The sequence below is a fragment of the Spirillospora sp. NPDC048819 genome, assembly GCF_040650055.1.
Taxonomy (GTDB): domain Bacteria; phylum Actinomycetota; class Actinomycetes; order Streptosporangiales; family Streptosporangiaceae; genus Spirillospora.
This window is the reverse complement of the sequence record NZ_JBEZGN010000055.1, coordinates 26,524-43,757: the sequence shown is the minus strand read 5'-3', so window position 1 is coordinate 43,757 and position 17,234 is coordinate 26,524. Positions and strand designations below refer to the sequence as shown.

Below are 17,234 nucleotides of genomic sequence, written 5' to 3'. Positions count from 1 at the left end.
GCATTCCGACCGCGAGTCACCACGACGATCACTAAGGCCACCTGCCGATTTCTGCGTCCCTCGAAACCCACGAGGCAAGTACCGCGGCCCACTGTTAGCTCACCCTCTTCTACATCCGTGAATGGTCGAGGGCGCCCGGCGCGGGGCTCGGAAACTACGAGGTGGCCGTCGACTTCGACGGCGCCATCGGCCGGGGCCTGCTGCAGTCCTTCCTGGTCACCCTCGCCGTCACGCTGCTCGCGGTCGGCCTGTCGTGGCTGTTCGGCACCGCCGCCGCGATCCTGATGCAGGAGCGGTTCCGGGGACGCGGCACGCTGCGCGCCCTGTTCCTCGTCCCGTACGCGCTGCCCGTCTACACCGCCGTGATGACCTGGGCGTTCATGTTCCAGCGCGACAACGGCATGATCAACCACGTGCTGGCCGACCAGCTGCACCTGACCGGCGGCGACCGGCCGTTCTGGCTCATCGGCGGCAACAGCTTCTGGGCGCTGGTCACCGTCATCGTGTGGCGGTCCTGGCCGTTCGCGTTCCTGATCCTGATGGCCGGACTGCAGAACGTCCCCCGCGACCTGTACGAGGCGTCCGCGCTGGACGGCGCCGGCATGTGGAGGCAGATCCGGCACATCACGCTGCCGTCGCTGCGGCCCATCAACCAGGTGCTCGTGCTGGTGCTGTTCCTGTGGACGTTCAACGACTTCAACACGCCGTTCGTCCTGTTCGGGAAGGCGGCGCCCGCCGGCGGCGACCTGATCTCGGTGCACATCTACCACGCCTCGTTCGTCACCTGGAACTTCGGGACGGGCTCGGCGATGTCGGTGCTGCTCCTGCTGTTCCTGCTGCTGGTCACGGCCGTCTACCTGATCGCCACGTCGATTTCCGCGCGCACTTCGCCGGGCGGTTCAGGGGGGTCGGCCCCCCTGAAGGACAGGAGGCCCGCTCATGGCTGAGACACGCACCGCCCGCGTCCGCGCCGCCGGGACCCGGACCCGCCGCCCCGGCCGCGGGAGGGGACGCGCGCCGGGCGACCCGCCCGCCTCGTTCGTGTGGACGCGGCGGATCGTGCTGACGCTGCTGACCGTGTTCACCCTCGTCCCCGTCTACGCGATGGTCAGCTCGTCGGTGAAGCCGCTGCAGGACGTCCAGGACGCGTTCCGGTGGATCCCGTCCGAGCCGACGATCCGCCCCTACATCGACATGTGGTCGACGGTTCCGCTGGCGCGCTACTTCGTCAACAGCGTCATCGTCGCGGGCGGCGCCACCGTCGCGTCCGTCGTCATCGCGATCGGCGCCGCGTACGCGGTGAGCCGGTACCGGTTCGCCGGGCGCCGGGTGTTCACCGTGACCGTGCTGTCCACGCAGATGTTCCCGGGGATCCTGTTCCTGCTCCCGCTGTTCCTGATCTTCGTGAACGTGGGGAACGCGACCGGCCTCGCCCTGTACGGCAGCCGCGGCGCGCTGATCCTCACGTACCTGACGTTCTCGCTGCCGTTCTCGATCTGGATGCTGGCCGGCTACTTCGAGTCGATCCCCCGCGAACTGGACGAGGCGGCCCGGGTGGACGGCTGCGGGCCGGTCGGCGCGCTGCTGCGGGTTATCGTCCCGGCGTCCATGCCGGGCATCGTCGCGGTGACCGTCTACGCGTTCATGACGGCGTGGGGCGAGGTGCTGTTCGCCTCGGTCATGACCAACGACGCGACCCGGACCCTGGCGATCGGCCTGCAGGGCTACTCGACGCAGCACGAGGTCTACTGGAACCAGGTGATGGCCGCCTCCCTCGTGGTGAGCGTCCCCGTCGTCGCCGGGTTCCTGCTGCTCCAGCGCTTCCTGGTGGCCGGCCTGACCGCCGGCTCCGTCAAGTGACCCGCCACGACCCACGACCGACAGCCCGCCCGCACCGAAGAGGGAGACCCGTGCCCATCGACGATCTGACCGCGTTCGGCCCCGACTTCGCCTGGGGGGCGGCCACGTCCGCCTACCAGGTCGAGGGCGCCACCGGCGAGGACGGCCGCGCCCCCTCCATCTGGGACGTGTTCTGCCGCGTCCCCGGCGCGATCGCCGGCGGCGACACCGGCGACGTCGCCTGCGACCACTACCACCGCTGGCGCGAGGACCTCGCGCTGATGTCGGCGCTGGGGCTGCGCGCGTACCGGTTCTCCATCGCGTGGCCGCGGGTGATGCCCGGCGGCGACGGCCCGGTGAACCCGGCCGGCCTCGCCTTCTACGACCGGCTCGTGGACGCCCTGCTGGAGGCGGGCATTGAGCCGCACCCGACCCTGTACCACTGGGACCTGCCGCAGGCCCTCCAGGAGCGCGGCGGCTGGCCGTCCCGCGACACCGCCGCGCGCTTCGCCGAGTACGCGTCCGCCGTCGCCGCCGCGCTCGGCGACCGGGTCAAGTCGTGGGCGACGCTGAACGAGCCGGTGTGCGCGGCCTGGATCGGGCACCTGCAGGGGGAGATGGCGCCCGGCCTCGCCGACGTCCGCGCGGCGGTGCCCGCCTCGTACCACATGCTCCTCGCGCACGGCCTCGGCGTGCAGGCGGTCCGCGCGGCCGCCCCGGACGCCCGCGTCGGCGTCGTCAACCTGGTCACCGACTGCGAGCCGGGAAGCGACCGGGAGGAGGACGTGGAGGCGGCGCGGCGCGAGGACGGCCACCACAACCGCTGGTGGCTCGACCCGGTCCACGGGCGCGGCCTGCCCGCCGACATGATCGAGGTGTACGGGGTGGAGCCGCCGGTGCGGCCCGGCGACCTGGAGGCGATCGCCGCGCCGCTGGACTGGCTCGGCGTCAACTACTACCGCCGGTCGGTGAACGTCGCCGACCCCGCCGCCCGGCCGCCGCACACCCGGCAGATCACCCCGGCGGGGACGCCGCGGACCGGCATGGACTGGGAGATCCACCCGGACCGGCTGGAGAAGGTCCTCGTCCGCGTCACCGACGACTACGCGCCCCGCAGCGTCATGGTCACCGAGAACGGCTCCGCGTACGCCGACACGGTGACGCCCGGCGGCGCCGTCCACGACGCCGAGCGCACCGCCTACCTGGAGGCGCACCTGTCGGCGTGCGCGTCGGCGATCCGCCGGGGCGTGCCGCTGGACGGCTACTTCGCCTGGTCGCTCCTGGACAACTTCGAATGGGCGTACGGGTACGCGCAGCGCTTCGGGCTCGTCCACGTCGACTTCGCCACCCAGGAACGCGTCGTCAAGGACAGCGGCCGCCGCTACGCCGACATCATCCGCGCGCACCGGGACCTCACGGCCGGCGCCGTCACGACCGGCCACTAGCGGGACGGGTCGTCCGGGCCGGGGTCCTCCGCCGCAGGAGGCCCCGGCCCGGACGCACCACATCCCCGCCCGCCTCTCTAAAGTGGGGCCCCGTCGGGCCGGGTGAGGTGGAGGAGGACCGGGTGGACGGAATCCTTGTGGCCAACCGGGGGGAGATCGCGCTCCGGGTCGTCCGGGCGGCGGCGGAACTGGGCCTGCGGACGGTCGCCGTGCACACCCCCGACGACGCCGCCTCCCCGCACACCCGTCGCGCCGACGAGGCGCGGGCGCTGCCCGGCGAGGGCGTCGCCGGCTACCTCGACGCGGACGCGCTGCTCGCCGCCGCCAAGGACGCGGGCGTCGCCGCCGTCCACCCCGGCTACGGGTTCCTGAGCGAGAACGCGGCGTTCGCCGCGCGCTGCGCCGCCGCCGGGCTGACGTTCACCGGCCCGCGCCCGGAGCTGCTCGAGCTGTTCGGCGACAAGACGCGCTCCCGCGCGCTCGCACGGGAGGCGGGCGTGCCCGTGACGCCCGGCACGGAGGGCCCGGTGAGCCTCGCGGACGCGGAGGCGTTCGCCCGCGAGCACGGCCCGGTGATGCTCAAGGCCGTCGCCGGAGGCGGCGGACGCGGGATGCGCGCCGTCACCGACCCCGGTGAGATCCCCGCCGCGTACGAGCGGTGCCGGTCGGAGGCGCTGGCCTCGTTCGGCGACGGCGGCCTGTACGCGGAGAGGTACGTGCCGCGCGCCCGCCACATCGAGGTCCAGATCGCCGGTGACGGGACCGGAGCGGTCGTCCACCTGTGGGAACGCGACTGCAGCGTCCAGCGGCGGCACCAGAAGCTGATCGAGGTCGCGCCCGCGCCCGCGCTGCCGGAGGCCGTCCGGGACGCGCTGCTGGACGCGTCGCTCCGCATGGCCGCCCGGGTCCGCTACGACGGCATCGGCACGTTCGAGTTCCTCGTGACCGGTGCGGAGTTCTGGTTCCTGGAGGTCAACCCGAGGCTCCAGGTCGAGCACACCGTCACCGAGGAGATCACCGGCGTCGACCTGGTGAAGACCCAGATCAGGCTCGCGCTGGGGGAGGACCTCGCCGCCGTGGGCCTGGGCGGCGGGCCGCCGCGCCCGTCCGGCTGCGCCGTCCAGGTGCGGGTCAACACCGAGACGCTCGACGCGGACGGCGCCCCGCACCCGCGGACGGGGACGCTGACCGCGTTCGCGCCGCCGGCCGGGCCCGGCGTCCGCGTCGACACCCACGGGTACGCCGGATACCGCACGAGCCCGCGCTACGACCCGCTGCTCGCGAAGGTCATCGCCCGCGCGGAGGACCTCCCGGCCGCCGCCGCCCGCGCGCACGGCGCGCTCGGCGAGTTCGAGGTCGCGGGCGTGGCCACCAGCATCCCGCTGCTGCAGGGCGTCCTGCGGCATCCCGGGTTCACGTCCGGCGGCTTCGACACGTCCTTCATCGCCGACCATCTGCCCGAGCTGCTGGAGAGCGAGCACCGCCGCTACTACGTCGAGACCACCCGGGACGAGGCGGACATCCCCGCCGACGCGCAGCCGGACGCGCCGCCCGGCACCGTCGCCGTGCCGGCGCCGATGCAGGGCACGGTCGTCGCGGTTGAGGTGGCCGAGGGCGACCTCGTCCTGGCAGGGACGCCCGTCCTGATCCTCGAGGCGATGAAGATGGAGCACGTCGTCCGCGCGGGCGAGGCGGGCGTCGTCGCGAGCGTCGCCGCCGCGGCCGGCGACACGGTCGCCGAGGGCGCCCCGCTGCTGTTCGTCGAACCCGCCGAGGTCGACGGCGCCCACGCCGCCGAGGACGCCGAGGCCGACCTCGGCGAGATCCGCGCCGACCTCGCCGAGGCCCTGCGCCGGCACGAGCTCGGCCTGGACGCGTCCCGGCCCGAGGCCGTCGCGAAGCGGCACGCGCGCGGGCACCGCACCGCCCGGGAGAACATCGACGACCTGTGCGACCCCGGCACGTTCGTGGAGTACGGCGCCCTCGCCATCGCGGCGCAGCGGCAGCGCCGGTCCCTGGAGGACCTGATCGCACGCACCCCCGCCGACGGCATGGTCTGCGGCGTCGGCGACGTGGACGGCGCGCAGGCCGTCGTCATGTCCTACGACTACACGGTCCTCGCCGGGACGCAGGGCTACCAGAACCACCGCAAGACCGACCGGATGCTCGACATCGCCCACCGCCGCCGCCTGCCGCTGGTGCTGTTCGCCGAGGGCGGCGGCGGGCGGCCCGGCGACACCGACACCTCGTCGGTGTCCGGCCTGGACGTGACGACCTTCCACGCCATGGGGCGGCTCAGCGGCCTCGTCCCGTCCGTCGGGATCGCGTCCGGGCGCTGCTTCGCCGGGAACGCGGCGCTGCTCGGCTGCTGCGACGTCATCATCGCCACCCGCGACGCCAACATCGGGATGGGCGGCCCCGCGATGATCGAGGGCGGCGGGCTCGGCGTGTTCGCGCCCGAGGAGATCGGCCCGATCGGCGACCAGGAGCCCAACGGCGTCGTCGACATCGTCGTCGAGGACGAGGCGGAGGCCGTCGGCGCGGCCCGCCGCTACCTGTCCTACTTCCAGGGGCCGCGGGACGAGTGGGCGTGCGACGACCAGCGGATCCTGCGGCACGTCGTCCCCGAGAACCGGCTGCGCGCCTACGACGTCCGCCGCGCGATCACCCACCTCGCCGACACCGGGTCGGTGCTGGAGCTGCGCCGCGCGTTCGGCATCGGGATCGTCACCGCGCTGGTGCGGATCGAGGGGCGCCCGATGGGCCTGATCGCCAGCAACCCGGCGCACCTCGGCGGCGCCATCGACCGCGACGCCGCCGACAAGGCCGCCCGGTTCCTGCAGCTGTGCGACGCCCACGGCCTGCCCGTCGTGTCCCTGTGCGACACCCCCGGCTTCATGGTCGGCCCGGACGCCGAGCGGACCGCCACCGTCCGGCACTTCAGCCGCATGTTCGTCACCGGCGCGAACCTGCGCGTCCCGATCATCACGATCGTGCTGCGCAAGGGCTACGGGCTCGGCGCGCAGGCGATGGCGGGCGGCGGGTTCAAGGCGCCGCTCGCGACCGTCGCGTGGCCCACCGGCGAGATCGGCGGCATGGGCCTGGAGGGCGCGGTCCGGCTCGGGTTCCGCAGGGAACTGGCCGAGGCCGACGACCCGCAGGGGCTGTTCGAGAAGATGGTCGCCGCCGCCTACGAGTACGGCAAGGCGCTCCACGCCGCCACGGTCTTCGAGCTCGACGACGTCATCGACCCGGCCGACACCCGCCGCCGGATCACCACGGCGTTCGCGTCCGCTCCGCCGCCCGGGGACCGCCACCGCTGGATCGACACCTGGTGACGGCGGCGCCCGTCCCGCATCGCGGGAGCGTCACTCCAGCCGGTCGCGGGTCCATTCCTTGACGCCCGCGACGAACGCGTCGACGTCGGCGGCCTTGCCCGAGGCCATCTCGGAGAACCAGCCCGGCACGTACTCCTCGAACCGGCCCTTCGCGAGGACGTCCATGACGGCGTCGGCGACCTCCTGCGGCGGCAGCGCCTCGGAGACGTCGCTGAGCGGCTCCTCGTTGCCGGGCAGCGTGAACAGCTCGGTGCCCGCGATGAGCGCCGGCTGCACCACGTGGACCTGCACGCCGGTGCCGTCCAGGTCGACCGCCATGCTCTCCCAGAACGCGGTGAGCGCCGCCTTGGACGCCGCGTAGGCGGCCTCGTGCGGCGGCCCGAGCCGCGCGGCGACCGAACCCACCGCCACCAGGTGCCCGCTCCCGCGCGCGACCATCCCCGGCAGCAGCGCCAGCGTGAGCCGCACCGGGGACAGGTAGTTCAGCCGCATCACGTCCTCGGCCTCGGCGGGCGACAGGTCCTGGACGCGGCGCCGCTTCGGCATCCCCGCGTTGTTGACCAGCACGTCCACGCCGCCGAACTCGCGCTCGACGGCCGCCGCGAGCCCGGCGATCCCGTCCAGGTCCGCGAGGTCGGCGACCCACATCGCCGACCCGGGCGCGTGCTCGCGGCACCGGGCGAGGACCCGCTCCAGCCCGGCTTCGCGCCGGGCCACCAGCCCGACCCGCGCCCCGGCCCCGGCCAGCGTCTCCGCGACGACCGCGCCGATGCCGGACGAGGCCCCAGTGACCAGTGCGGTCCGCCCGTGCAACGTCATCGTGTCGCTCCGCTCGGGAACACCATGCCGCCCAACGTCACACACGCCGCCGCGCCCGGCAAGGCGCAGCGCCGCCCGGGGCCTTTCACGGCCATCGAGTAGAGTGTCCCGATCAGCGGTACTCGCGCCCCCTCGGCCCACAAGGCCCCGGCCGGAGCGCGATCGCGGGGATCGACGAGATCCCAGGTGGCGCGAGCGGCGCGCCGCCCGGCGGCGAGGGCACCGGCTCCGGTGGGACGGAGCGGACGACACGGTGCCCCGGGCGTAGCGGCCGCCGGTCGCCTGGACACCCGGGGGAATGTTGCGTCCACTTCGTCGTTCAGGCTGCACGGCCGAACCCGAGCACGCTGTCTTCCGGTCGCGGGACGCGCCTCCCGAGCGCACCCTCCTGGACGTCCTCGACGCGACCGCGCTGCGGCACCCGTACGCGCCCGCGCTGGACGACGGCTCCACCCGCCTCGACTACGAGGGCCTGCGCGCCGAGGTCGCCGTCCTCGCCAAGGACCTGGAGCAGGCGGGGATCGGACGCGGCGACCGGGTCGGCGTCCGCGTCCCCTCCGGCACCGCGGACCTGTACATCGCGATCCTCGCCGTCCTCACCGCGGGCGCCGCCTACGTCCCGGTCGACGCCGACGACCCGGCCGAGCGCGCCGCGACGGTCTTCGGCGAGGCCGGCGTCTGCGCCGTCGTCGGGGAGCACCGGGAGGTCGCCCTCCGCGGGGTCCCCGGCGGCCGCACCGGCCGCCCGGAACCCGGCGACGACGCCTGGATCATCTTCACGTCCGGCTCGACGGGCCGGCCCAAGGGCGTGGCCGTGTCGCACCGCGCGGCCGCCGCGTTCGTGGACGCCGAGGCGCGGCTGTTCCCGGCGCACGAGTCCGACCGCGTGCTGGCCGGGCTGTCGGTGGCGTTCGACGCGTCCTGCGAGGAGATGTGGCTGGCCTGGCGGCACGGCGCCTGCCTGGTGCCCGCGCCGCGCTCGCTCGTGCGCACCGGCGCCGACCTCGGTCCCTGGCTCGCCGGCCGGGGCATCACGGTGGTGTCCACCGTCCCGACGCTCGCCGCGCTGTGGCCGCCCGAGACCCTCGACGGCATCCGGCTGCTGATCTTCGGCGGCGAGGCGTGCCCGCCCGAGCTGGCCGCGCGCCTGGCCGTCCCGGGACGCCGGGTCTGGAACACCTACGGGCCCACCGAGGCGACCGTCGTCGCCTGCGCCGCCCCGCTGGGCGGGCCCGGCCCCGTCCGGATCGGGCTCCCGCTCGACGGCTGGGACCTCGCCGTCGTCGACGCCGCCGGCGACCCCGTCGCCCCCGGCGGGACCGGCGAGCTCGTCATCGGCGGCGTCGGCCTCGCCCGCTACCTGGACCCCGTCAAGGACGCCGAGAAGTACGCGCCCCTGCCGTCCCTCGGCTGGGACCGCGCCTACCGCAGCGGCGACCTCGTCCAGGCCGACCCGGCCGGCCTCGTCTTCGTCGGCCGCGCCGACGACCAGATCAAACTGGGCGGCCGCCGGATCGAGCTCGGCGAGGTCGACGCGGCGCTGCAGGCGCTGCCCGGCGTGACGGGCGCCGCCGCCGCGGTCCGCGCGACACCGGCCGGTCACCGGCTCCTGGTCGGCTACCTCGTCACCGGCGACGGATTCGACCCGTCCGGAGCGCGCGAGCGGCTGCGGGAGGCGCTCCCGGCCGCACTGGTGCCGCGCCTGGTCAGCGTGGAGACGCTCCCCACGCGCACGTCCGGGAAGGTCGACCGGGACGCGCTGCCCTGGCCGATGCCCACCGCGGGCGACCCGGACGGGACGGACACGCACGCTGACGCGGAACCGCTCAGCGGAGCGGAGGAGTGGCTGGCGGCCAGATGGGCCGAGGTACTGGGGGAGGCCCCGGCCGTCCCCGGCGCGGACTTCTTCGGACTCGGCGGCGGCAGCCTCGCGGCGGCGCAACTGGTCTCGGTCCTGCGGCCGCACCATCCGTCCGTCGCCGTCGGCGACGTCTACGAAACCCCGACGCTGCGCGGCCTCGCCGCCCGCCTCGGAGACCGGGAACCGCTCCGCCCGGCGTCGGAGCCGGCGCCGGAGCGCGCCGTGCGGCCGGTGCCGGCGGGGGCGTCCGCCGTCCAGGCGCTGCTGATGATCCCCCTGCTGACGCTCGGCGCCATGCGGTGGGTCGTCGGCCTGGCCGCCCTCAACAACCTGGCCGCCCGGTACGCCCCCGCCGCGTTCCCGTGGGTCCCGGGCGTGTCATGGTGGGCCGTCCTCGCGGGCGTGCTGCTGTTCGTCGCGCCGCCGGGGAGGATGGCGCTGGCCGCCGCCGGGGCGCGGCTGCTGCTGCGCGGGCTGCGGCCCGGCGCCTATCCGCGGGGCGGCGCCGTCCACCTGCGGCTGTGGACGGCCGAGCAGCTCGCCGTCCGCCTCGGCGCCGCCGAACTGTCGGCCGCGCCGTGGTTCGCCTTCTACGCCCGCGCGCTGGGCGCCAGGATCGGCCCGGACGTCGACCTGCACTCCGCGCCGCCCGTGACCGGCATGCTCTGGCTCGGGCGCGGCGCCGCGATCGAACCCGAGGCCGACCTCAGCGGTCACTGGCTGGACGGCGACGTCCTGCACGTCGGCGAGATCCGCGTCGGCGCGGGCGCCGTCGTCGGTGCGCGGGCCGTGCTGTTCCCCGGCGCCCGTGTCGGGAAGAAGGCGCAGGTCGCGGCGGGCGCGGCGGTGACCGGCCGGGTCCCGGCCGGGCAGCGCTGGGCGGGCGCCCCCGCCGTCCGCAAGGGCAAGGTCAAACGGCAGGGCGACGCCGCCCGGCCGCCGAGACGGCGCCGCTGGACGCTGGCGTACGCGGCGTCCGCGCTCGGGCTGGGCCTCCTGCCGCTGATCGCGGCGCTGCCCGGGCTCGCCGTCCTCGGCTACTTCGTGCACGGCACCGCGAGCCTGAGCGGCGCCCTGGCGGCGGCCCTGCTCTCTGTGCCCATGGCGACGCTCGCGGGCCTGGGCGCGTTCGCGTTGATCACCCTGGTCTGCGTGCGGCTCCTCGGCCTCGGGCTGCGCGAGGGCGAGCACCCGGTGCACAGCCGCCAGGCATGGCAGGCGTGGGCCACGAGCCGGCTGATGGGGACGGCGCGCGTGTGGCTCTTCCCGCTGTACGCCAGCGTCCTCACCCCCGCCTGGCTGCGCGCCCTCGGGATGAGCGTCGGCCGGGACGTGGAGGCCTCGACCGTCCTCGCGCTGCCCACGATGACCTCCGTCGACGACGGGGCGTTCCTCGCCGACGACACGATGGTCGCGGCCTACGAGCTGGGCGGCGGGCGGATGCGGATCGCGCGGGCCCGCATCGGCGAGCGCGCGTTCCTCGGCAACTCGGGGATGACGGGCCCCGGACGCAAGGTCCCCAAGGGCGGCCTGATCGGCGTCCTGTCGGCGGCGCCGAAGAAGGCCAAGGCGGGCGCGTCCTACCTCGGCATGCCGCCGGTGCGGCTGAACCGCAGGGCCGACACCGCCGACCAGGCCCGCACGTACCGGCCGCCGCGCAGGCTCAAGGCGGCGCGGGCCGCCGTCGAGGCGTGCCGCGTGGTGCCGGCGATGTGCACCGTGGCGGTCGGCGTCCTGGCCGCCGCCGCCCTCGAAGGCCTCGCCGCCGCTCACGGGCCCGGCGTCGCCGCGCTCCTGGCGGGTCTCGTCCTCACGGCCGCCGGCGTGCTCGCCGCGGTCGTCACGGCCGCGGCCAAATGGGCGCTCGTCGGACGGATCGCGCCCGGAAACCGGGCCCTGTGGAGCTCGTTCGTCTGGCGCAACGAGCTGGCCGACAACTTCGTCGAGGTCCTCGCGGCGCCGTGGTTCGCCGAGCCGTGGCTCGGCACTCTCCCGCTCAACCTCTGGCTCCGGTCGCTCGGCGCCCGCATCGGACGCGGCGTCTGGTGCGCCACGTACTGGCTCCCGGAGGCCGACCTCGTCCGGCTCGGCGACGGCGCGTGCGTCAACCAGGGCTGCGTCCTGCAGACCCACCTGTTCCACGACCGGATCATGCGGGTCGACGCGGTCGTCCTGGAACGCGGCGCGACGCTAGGCTCGGGCGGCGTGATCCTGCCCGCCGCCTCGGTCGGGGCGGGCGCCACGGTCGGTCCGGCGTCCCTGGTGATGCGCGGCGAGCAGCTGCCCGCCGGCACCCGGTGGCTGGGCAACCCGATCGCGGCCTGGACCCCGGGCGGAACCGGCCGGGACGACACCGAACGACGACCCGAGGGACCCCACCGTCCGTGAACATCCGACCGACCCCGGACACCCGGCCGGCCACCAGCACCCGGCCGGACGCGTACTTCCCCGGCCACGGCGACGACGGCTACGCGGTCGCCGCCTACGACCTCGAACTGGACTACCGGGTCGGCCCCAACCGTCTCGCCGCCACCGCCCGGCTGTCGGCGGCGGCCGCCGCGCGGCTCGACCGGTTCGCGCTCGACCTCGGGCCGTTCCGCATCGGCAGGGTCCTGGTGGACGGGAGCCCGGCGCGGTTCCGGCACCGGCGCGGCAAGCTGACCGTCACGCCGGCGCGGCCTCTCGGCCCGGGCGCGTTCACCGTGGAGGTCCGCTATACCGGCAACCCGTCGCCCGTCCGCAGCCACTGGGGCGGGCTCGGCTGGGAGCAGCTGACCGACGGCTCGATCGTGGCGGGGCAGCCGACCGGCGCGCCGTCGTGGTTCCCCTGCAACGACCGGCCCGGCGACAAGGCCCGCTACCGGATCGCGGTCACCGCGGCGTCCGCCTACACCGTCGTCGCGAACGGACGGCTGACCGGAAGGCGGAGCTCCGGCGCGAACACCACCTGGGTGTACGAGCAGGACGAGCCGACCGCGACCTACCTGGCGAGCGTCCAGATCGGGCGGTACCGGTCGCTGGAGCTGGACGGTCCCGTCCCGCAGCACGTCCACTTCCCGGCGGCGCTGGAACGGCGGGTGCTGCACGACCTGGGCCGGCAGGGGCAGATGATCGGCGTGTTCTCCGAGCTGTTCGGCCCCTACCCCTTCGGCGCGTACACGGTCGTGGTCGCCGACGACGAGCTGGAGATCCCCGTCGAGGCGCAGGGCATGTCGATCTTCGGGACGAACCATGTCGACGGGGACCGGGGCGAGGAACCGCTCGTCGCGCACGAGCTGGCGCACCAGTGGTTCGGCAACAGCCTGACGGTGGCGCACTGGCGGGACATCTGGCTGCACGAGGGCTTCGCCTCCTACGCCGAATGGCTGTGGTCGGAGAGGTCCGGCGGAGCGCCCGCGGCCGAGCACGCCCGCCGGTGGCACGCGCGGCTGTCCGGCCAGTCGAAGGACCTCGTGCTCGCCGACCCCGGGCCGCGGCACCTGTTCGACGACTACGTCTACAAGCGCGGGGCCCTCACGCTGCACGCGCTGCGGTGCGCGGCCGGCGACGACGTGTTCTTCGGGATCCTGCGCGAGTGGACGGCCGGGCACCGCCACGGCTCGGTGACGACGGAGGACTTCACCGCGCTCGCCGCCCGCCGCTCCGCCCGTCCGCTGGACGACCTCTTCTCCGCCTGGCTTCACCGGCGTCAGCTGCCTCCGCTGCCCTGAACCCGGTAAGGTAGCGGGTTTGCCCCCACCCATTCCTCGCCGCCGGAGGTCTGCCCGCATGCCCGCCGAGTCCACCGTCCTCGCGGCCGAGCGCGCCCACCTGGCCGAGTCCCGCGCCGCGCTGCGCCGGATGCGCGAACATGCGCGGAGCCTGTCCGCCGACGTCGCGGCGGACTGGGTGTCCAAGCAGTTCCTGGAGTCGCTGCTCGACCAGCGCGTCGCGGCGCTCGCCGACCATCCCGGCACGCCGCTGTTCTTCGGGCGGATGGACCGTGGCGGCGGAGGCGCCCCCGACCTGCCCGCGACCATGTACGTGGGGCGGCGGCACGTCCACGACGGCGACGAGGGCCGGCCGCTCGTCCTGGACTGGCGCGCGCCCGTGTCGCGGGCCTTCTACCAGGCCGGACCCGCCGATCCCCTGGGGTGGAGGCTGCGGAGGCGGTTCGGGTTCCAGGGCGGTGAGCTGACCGCGTTCGAGGACGAGCCCCTGGACGGCGGCGAGATCGGCCCGTCCCGGATCCTGACCGAGGAGATCGAGCGCCCCCGCACCGGGCCGATGCGCGACATCGTCGCCACCATCCAGCCGGACCAGGACGTCATCGTCCGCGCCGACCTGCCCCGCACCGTGTGCGTGCAGGGCGCGCCCGGCACCGGCAAGACGGCCGTCGGCCTGCACCGCGCCGCCTACCTGCTGTTCACGCACCGCGAGCGGCTGTCGCGGTCCGGGGTCCTCATCGTCGGGCCCAACCGGGCGTTCCTCGCCTACATCTCGGCGGTCCTGCCCGCCCTCGGCGAGGTCAGGGTCGAGCAGGCCACGATCGACGACCTGCTCGGCGCGCCCACCGGGGAGGAACCGGCGTCGGTGTCCGCCCTCAAGGGCGAGGCGCGCATGGCGGACGTGCTCCGCAAGGCGCTGTGGCTGCACGTGAGCAAGCCCGAGGAGGGCCTCGTCGTCACCCGGGGCGCCGCCCGCTACCGGCTCGCCGACCACGAGGTCAGGGAGATCGCCGCCGCGCTGCGCGGCACCACCCGCTACGGCAGCGGCCGCGCCGCGTTCGCCCAGCGGCTCGCCCACCAGATCCTCGTGCGGATGGAGCGCCGCGGAGAGGCGCCCGACGACCGCGTCCAGGACCAGGTGGCGCGGAGCAGGCCGGTCAAGCAGGTCCTCGACGCGGTGTGGCCGAAGGTCACGCCCGAGCAGGTCCTGTACCGGCTGCTGTCGGACGCCGCCTTCCTGAGCAGGGCGGCGAAGGGCGTCCTGGACGAGGACGAGCAGGCCGCCGTCCGGTGGGCCAGGTCCCCCCGGTCGCACCGCTCGGCCAGGTGGACCGCCGCCGACCGCGCGCTCCTCGACGAGCTGCACGACCTCATCGAGCGCACCGCCTCGCTCGGCCACCTGATCGTGGACGAGGCGCAGGACCTGTCCGCGATGCAGCTGCGCGCCCTCGGCCGCCGCTGCGGGACGGGTTCGGCGACCGTCCTCGGCGACCTCGCCCAGGGCACCACCGCCTGGTCGGCGCGGTCCTGGAAAGAGGTCCTCGCCCACCTCGGGCAGGACGGCGACGTCACCGAGCTGACCCTCGGCTTCCGCGTCCCGGGGACCGTCCTGGACTACGCCGCCCGCCTGCTCCCGCACGTCGCGCCCGGGCTGGACCGGCCGCGCTCGCTGCGTCCCGGGGCCGGCGCCCTCGGCGTGCGGCGCGTCCCCGACCTGACCGCCGCCGTCGTCGAGGCCGCCCGCGCGGCCCTCGCCCGCCCCGGCTCCACCGGACTGATCGTGCCCGACGCGGAGGCGGCCGCGTACGCCGCCGCGCTGGAGGACGCCGGGCTGGAGCACACCGTCCTCGGACCGGACGCGGGAGGCGACGCCCGCCTGCTCGTCGTCCCCGCGGCGCTCGCCAAGGGCCTGGAGTACGACCACGTGATCGTCGCGGAGCCCGCCGCGATCGCCGCCGCCGAGACGCGCGGCCTCGCCCGCCTGTACGTCGTGCTGACCCGCGCCGTCACGTCGCTGACGGTCCTGCACCGCGCCGACCTCCCCGCCGAACTGGCCTCGTGACGCCCACCGGGCGGTGTCGTGACCGGTGGATAGTGTGCGCTCATGTTCACCGAGACCATCGACCTGCCCGCGGCGCCGCCGTTCGACCTCGGCCCGGCGCTCCGCTTCGTCCGGGGTTTCCCGCCGACATCCGGTGAGCAGGCGATCGAGGACGGGACGCTGACCAAGGCCCTGCGCGCCCGCGGCCGGACCGTCGTCGCCCGGGTCGTCCAGGCGGGAGACGGCGTCCGGGTCACGCTGCACGCCGGCGGGCCCCTCACCCCCGACGACGTCGCGGCGGCGGCCGACCGCGTCCGCTTCCACCTGAGCCTGGACGACGACCTCGCCGAGTTCTACCTCCTGGGGCGCGACGACCCCGGCTTCGCGCCCGTCATCGGCCGCCTGCACGGATACCACCACGTCAAGTTCCCCACGCCCGTGGAGAACCTCGTGTGGGCGATCCTGTCGCAGCGCACCCCCATCGCCGCCGCCGCGAACGGCAAGCGGGCCCTGGCGGGGGAGTTCGGCAACACCCTCGTCGTGGACGGCGCCGAGCACACCGCGTTCCCCGACGCCGAGCAGCTCGCGAGCCTCCCGGAGACGCGCGTCGCCGACCTGGTCGGCAACCGGCGCAAGGGCGGCTACCTGCACGGCGCGGTGCGCTCCTGGCTCGAGGTCGACGAGGACTTCCTGCGCACCGGCCCGTTCTGGGACGTCAAGGCCTTCCTGCTCGGCCTGCCCGGCATCGGCCCCTGGTCGGCCGGCTTCATCCTCATCCGGGGGCTCGGGAGGATGGATGAGACACCGGTGGAGAGGTCGCTTCGGGACGCGGCGTCCCGCGCCTACGGCAGGGCGTTCACCGAAGCGGACCTGCGGAGGCTCGCCGCCCGGTACGGGCGCTGGCAGGGCTACTGGGCCCACTACCTGCGCGTCGCGGCCTGAGCCCGAGGCTCACGCCCCGCTCCGATCCGCGCCCGCCTGGCCTGTGCCCGCCTGAGACGTGCCCGCCTGATTTCAGCCAGCCTGCGTCGTGCCCGCCTGATCCGGGCGGGGGCGCAGGCCGTCGAAGGCGATCTTGAGGACGTCGTCGCGGGCCCCGGCGCGCCCGGCCGCGTAGGACATGCCCGTCAGCAGCGCCATGACCTCGCCCGGGCCCACGTCGGCCCGGACGGCCCCGGCCTCCTGCGCGCGTTCGAGGAGCGTTCCGAGGGCGGCCTTCAGTCCCGGACCGGCCGAGCCGGTGGCCGCGCGGGCGTCGATGCCGGCCTCGGCCAGCGCCTCGGTCACGGCCTGCTTGGCCGCGGCCTGCGCCACCACGCGGGAGAAGAACCCGAAGAACGCGGCGCCGGCGTCGCGGGCGGACCCCAGCTCCCGGGCCTCCGCGGCGAGCCGCTCCAGCAGCGCGACCAGGACGGCCTCCAGCAGCGACTCCTTGGTGGGGAAGTGCCGGAACACCGTGCCGATCCCGACGCCCGCCTTCCGCGCGACCTCCTCGGTGGGGGCGGAGGTCCCCTGGACGGCGAAGACCTCCTCGGCCGCGGCGAGGACCTTGGCGCGGTTGCGCAGGGCGTCGGCGCGCAGCGGCCTCCCGGACGCGGGTGACGTCATCGCGGCCTTTCCGTTGACAAGTGGAGTTCCGACTCCATATTTTCTCATACGGAGCAGCAACTCCGATTGTAGTGGAGGGACATGTCCGAGTTCGCCAGCCCCCGGGCCGTCTTCCAGCGGCTGATCGACGGGGTGACCGCGCGGCGGCCCGAGGCGCTGCCGCGGCTGTACGCCGAGGACGCGGTGGTCGTGCACCCGCTCGCCCATCCCGCCACGCGCCTGGAGGGGCGCGAGGCCCTGCGCGAGCACTTCGCCCGCCTGGAGACGCTGCCGCTGGAGATGTCGGCGCGCAACGTCGTCGTCCACGAGACGGCCGATCCCGAGGTGATCATCGTGGAGTTCGAGTACGCGGGGCGCAACACCGAGACCGGACGCGAGTTCGTCGTGCCCAACATCTTCGTCCTGCGGGTGCGCGGCGGGCGCATCGTCGAGTCCCGCGACTACCACGACCATCCGGGGCTCGACCGGGCGCTGGGCCGCGACGGCGGTTGACGCGCCTGCCGGGGGTTTCTAGGGTGGACGGACCATACCGACCGGTTGGTATGTCCGGGTGGACGGCCCGGCCGCCACCCTCGC

General features: G+C 75.0%; 11 protein-coding genes. 9 read left to right on the top strand and 2 right to left on the bottom strand.

What is annotated here, in order from left to right:
- Positions 1-161 precede the first annotated feature (161 nt).
- The 4 genes from AB0C35_RS42465 to AB0C35_RS42450 all read left to right on the top strand — a co-directional run bounded on the left by AB0C35_RS42465 (position 162) and on the right by AB0C35_RS42450 (position 6,622).
- Entirely contained in the window at positions 162-947 is a 786-nt protein-coding gene (locus tag AB0C35_RS42465) for a sugar ABC transporter permease (RefSeq protein WP_358469089.1), read from the top strand.
- Positions 940-1,860, top strand: a complete 921-nt coding sequence (locus AB0C35_RS42460) for a carbohydrate ABC transporter permease (RefSeq protein WP_358469086.1) — start codon at positions 940-942, stop codon at positions 1,858-1,860. Before AB0C35_RS42465 ends, AB0C35_RS42460 begins: the two co-directional genes overlap by 8 nt.
- A gap of 50 nt (positions 1,861-1,910) precedes the next feature.
- Positions 1,911-3,284 (top strand): GH1 family beta-glucosidase, encoded by a 1,374-nt coding sequence (locus tag AB0C35_RS42455; protein WP_358469083.1) that lies wholly within the window; start codon positions 1,911-1,913, stop codon positions 3,282-3,284.
- A 122-nt stretch (positions 3,285-3,406) separates the two neighbouring features.
- Positions 3,407-6,622: a carboxyl transferase domain-containing protein gene (locus AB0C35_RS42450; RefSeq protein ID WP_358469080.1), complete on the top strand. Its 3,216-nt coding sequence runs from the start codon at positions 3,407-3,409 to the stop codon at positions 6,620-6,622.
- A 30-nt stretch (positions 6,623-6,652) separates the two neighbouring features.
- On the opposite strand, the gene AB0C35_RS42445 is transcribed toward AB0C35_RS42450, so the two are convergent.
- The gene (locus tag AB0C35_RS42445) at positions 6,653-7,441 is read right to left on the bottom strand and encodes an SDR family NAD(P)-dependent oxidoreductase (RefSeq protein WP_358469077.1); all 789 of its coding nucleotides are present in this window, start codon (positions 7,439-7,441) and stop codon (positions 6,653-6,655) included.
- A gap of 298 nt (positions 7,442-7,739) precedes the next feature.
- Between AB0C35_RS42445 and AB0C35_RS42440 the strand changes: the two genes are divergently transcribed.
- The 4 genes from AB0C35_RS42440 to AB0C35_RS42425 are packed head-to-tail and all read left to right on the top strand — an operon-like array spanning position 7,740 to position 15,992.
- Entirely contained in the window at positions 7,740-11,690 is a 3,951-nt protein-coding gene (locus AB0C35_RS42440; protein ID WP_358469075.1) for a Pls/PosA family non-ribosomal peptide synthetase, read from the top strand.
- A complete protein-coding gene (locus AB0C35_RS42435) occupies positions 11,687-13,012 on the top strand; it encodes a M1 family metallopeptidase (protein WP_358469072.1) in 1,326 nt (441 codons plus the stop codon). Before AB0C35_RS42440 ends, AB0C35_RS42435 begins: the two co-directional genes overlap by 4 nt.
- Before the next feature lie 58 nt (positions 13,013-13,070).
- Positions 13,071-15,071 carry an AAA family ATPase gene (locus AB0C35_RS42430; protein ID WP_358469069.1) on the top strand — a complete coding sequence of 667 codons (2,001 nt, stop codon included), beginning with the start codon at positions 13,071-13,073 and terminating at the stop codon, positions 15,069-15,071.
- Positions 15,072-15,113: 42 nt separating this feature from the next.
- On the top strand, positions 15,114-15,992 hold the full coding sequence (locus tag AB0C35_RS42425) for a hypothetical protein (RefSeq protein WP_358469066.1): 879 nt from the start codon (positions 15,114-15,116) through the stop codon (positions 15,990-15,992).
- Positions 15,993-16,064: 72 nt separating this feature from the next.
- Here AB0C35_RS42425 and AB0C35_RS42420 read toward each other — a convergent pair whose 3' ends face one another.
- Positions 16,065-16,658, bottom strand: coding sequence for a helix-turn-helix domain-containing protein (locus AB0C35_RS42420; RefSeq protein WP_358469063.1), 594 nt, complete (start codon positions 16,656-16,658; stop codon positions 16,065-16,067).
- Between the two features lie 81 nt (positions 16,659-16,739).
- Between AB0C35_RS42420 and AB0C35_RS42415 the strand changes: the two genes are divergently transcribed.
- Positions 16,740-17,150, top strand: a complete 411-nt coding sequence (locus tag AB0C35_RS42415; RefSeq protein WP_358469060.1) for a nuclear transport factor 2 family protein — start codon at positions 16,740-16,742, stop codon at positions 17,148-17,150.
- The last annotated feature ends 84 nt before the right edge of the window (positions 17,151-17,234 follow it).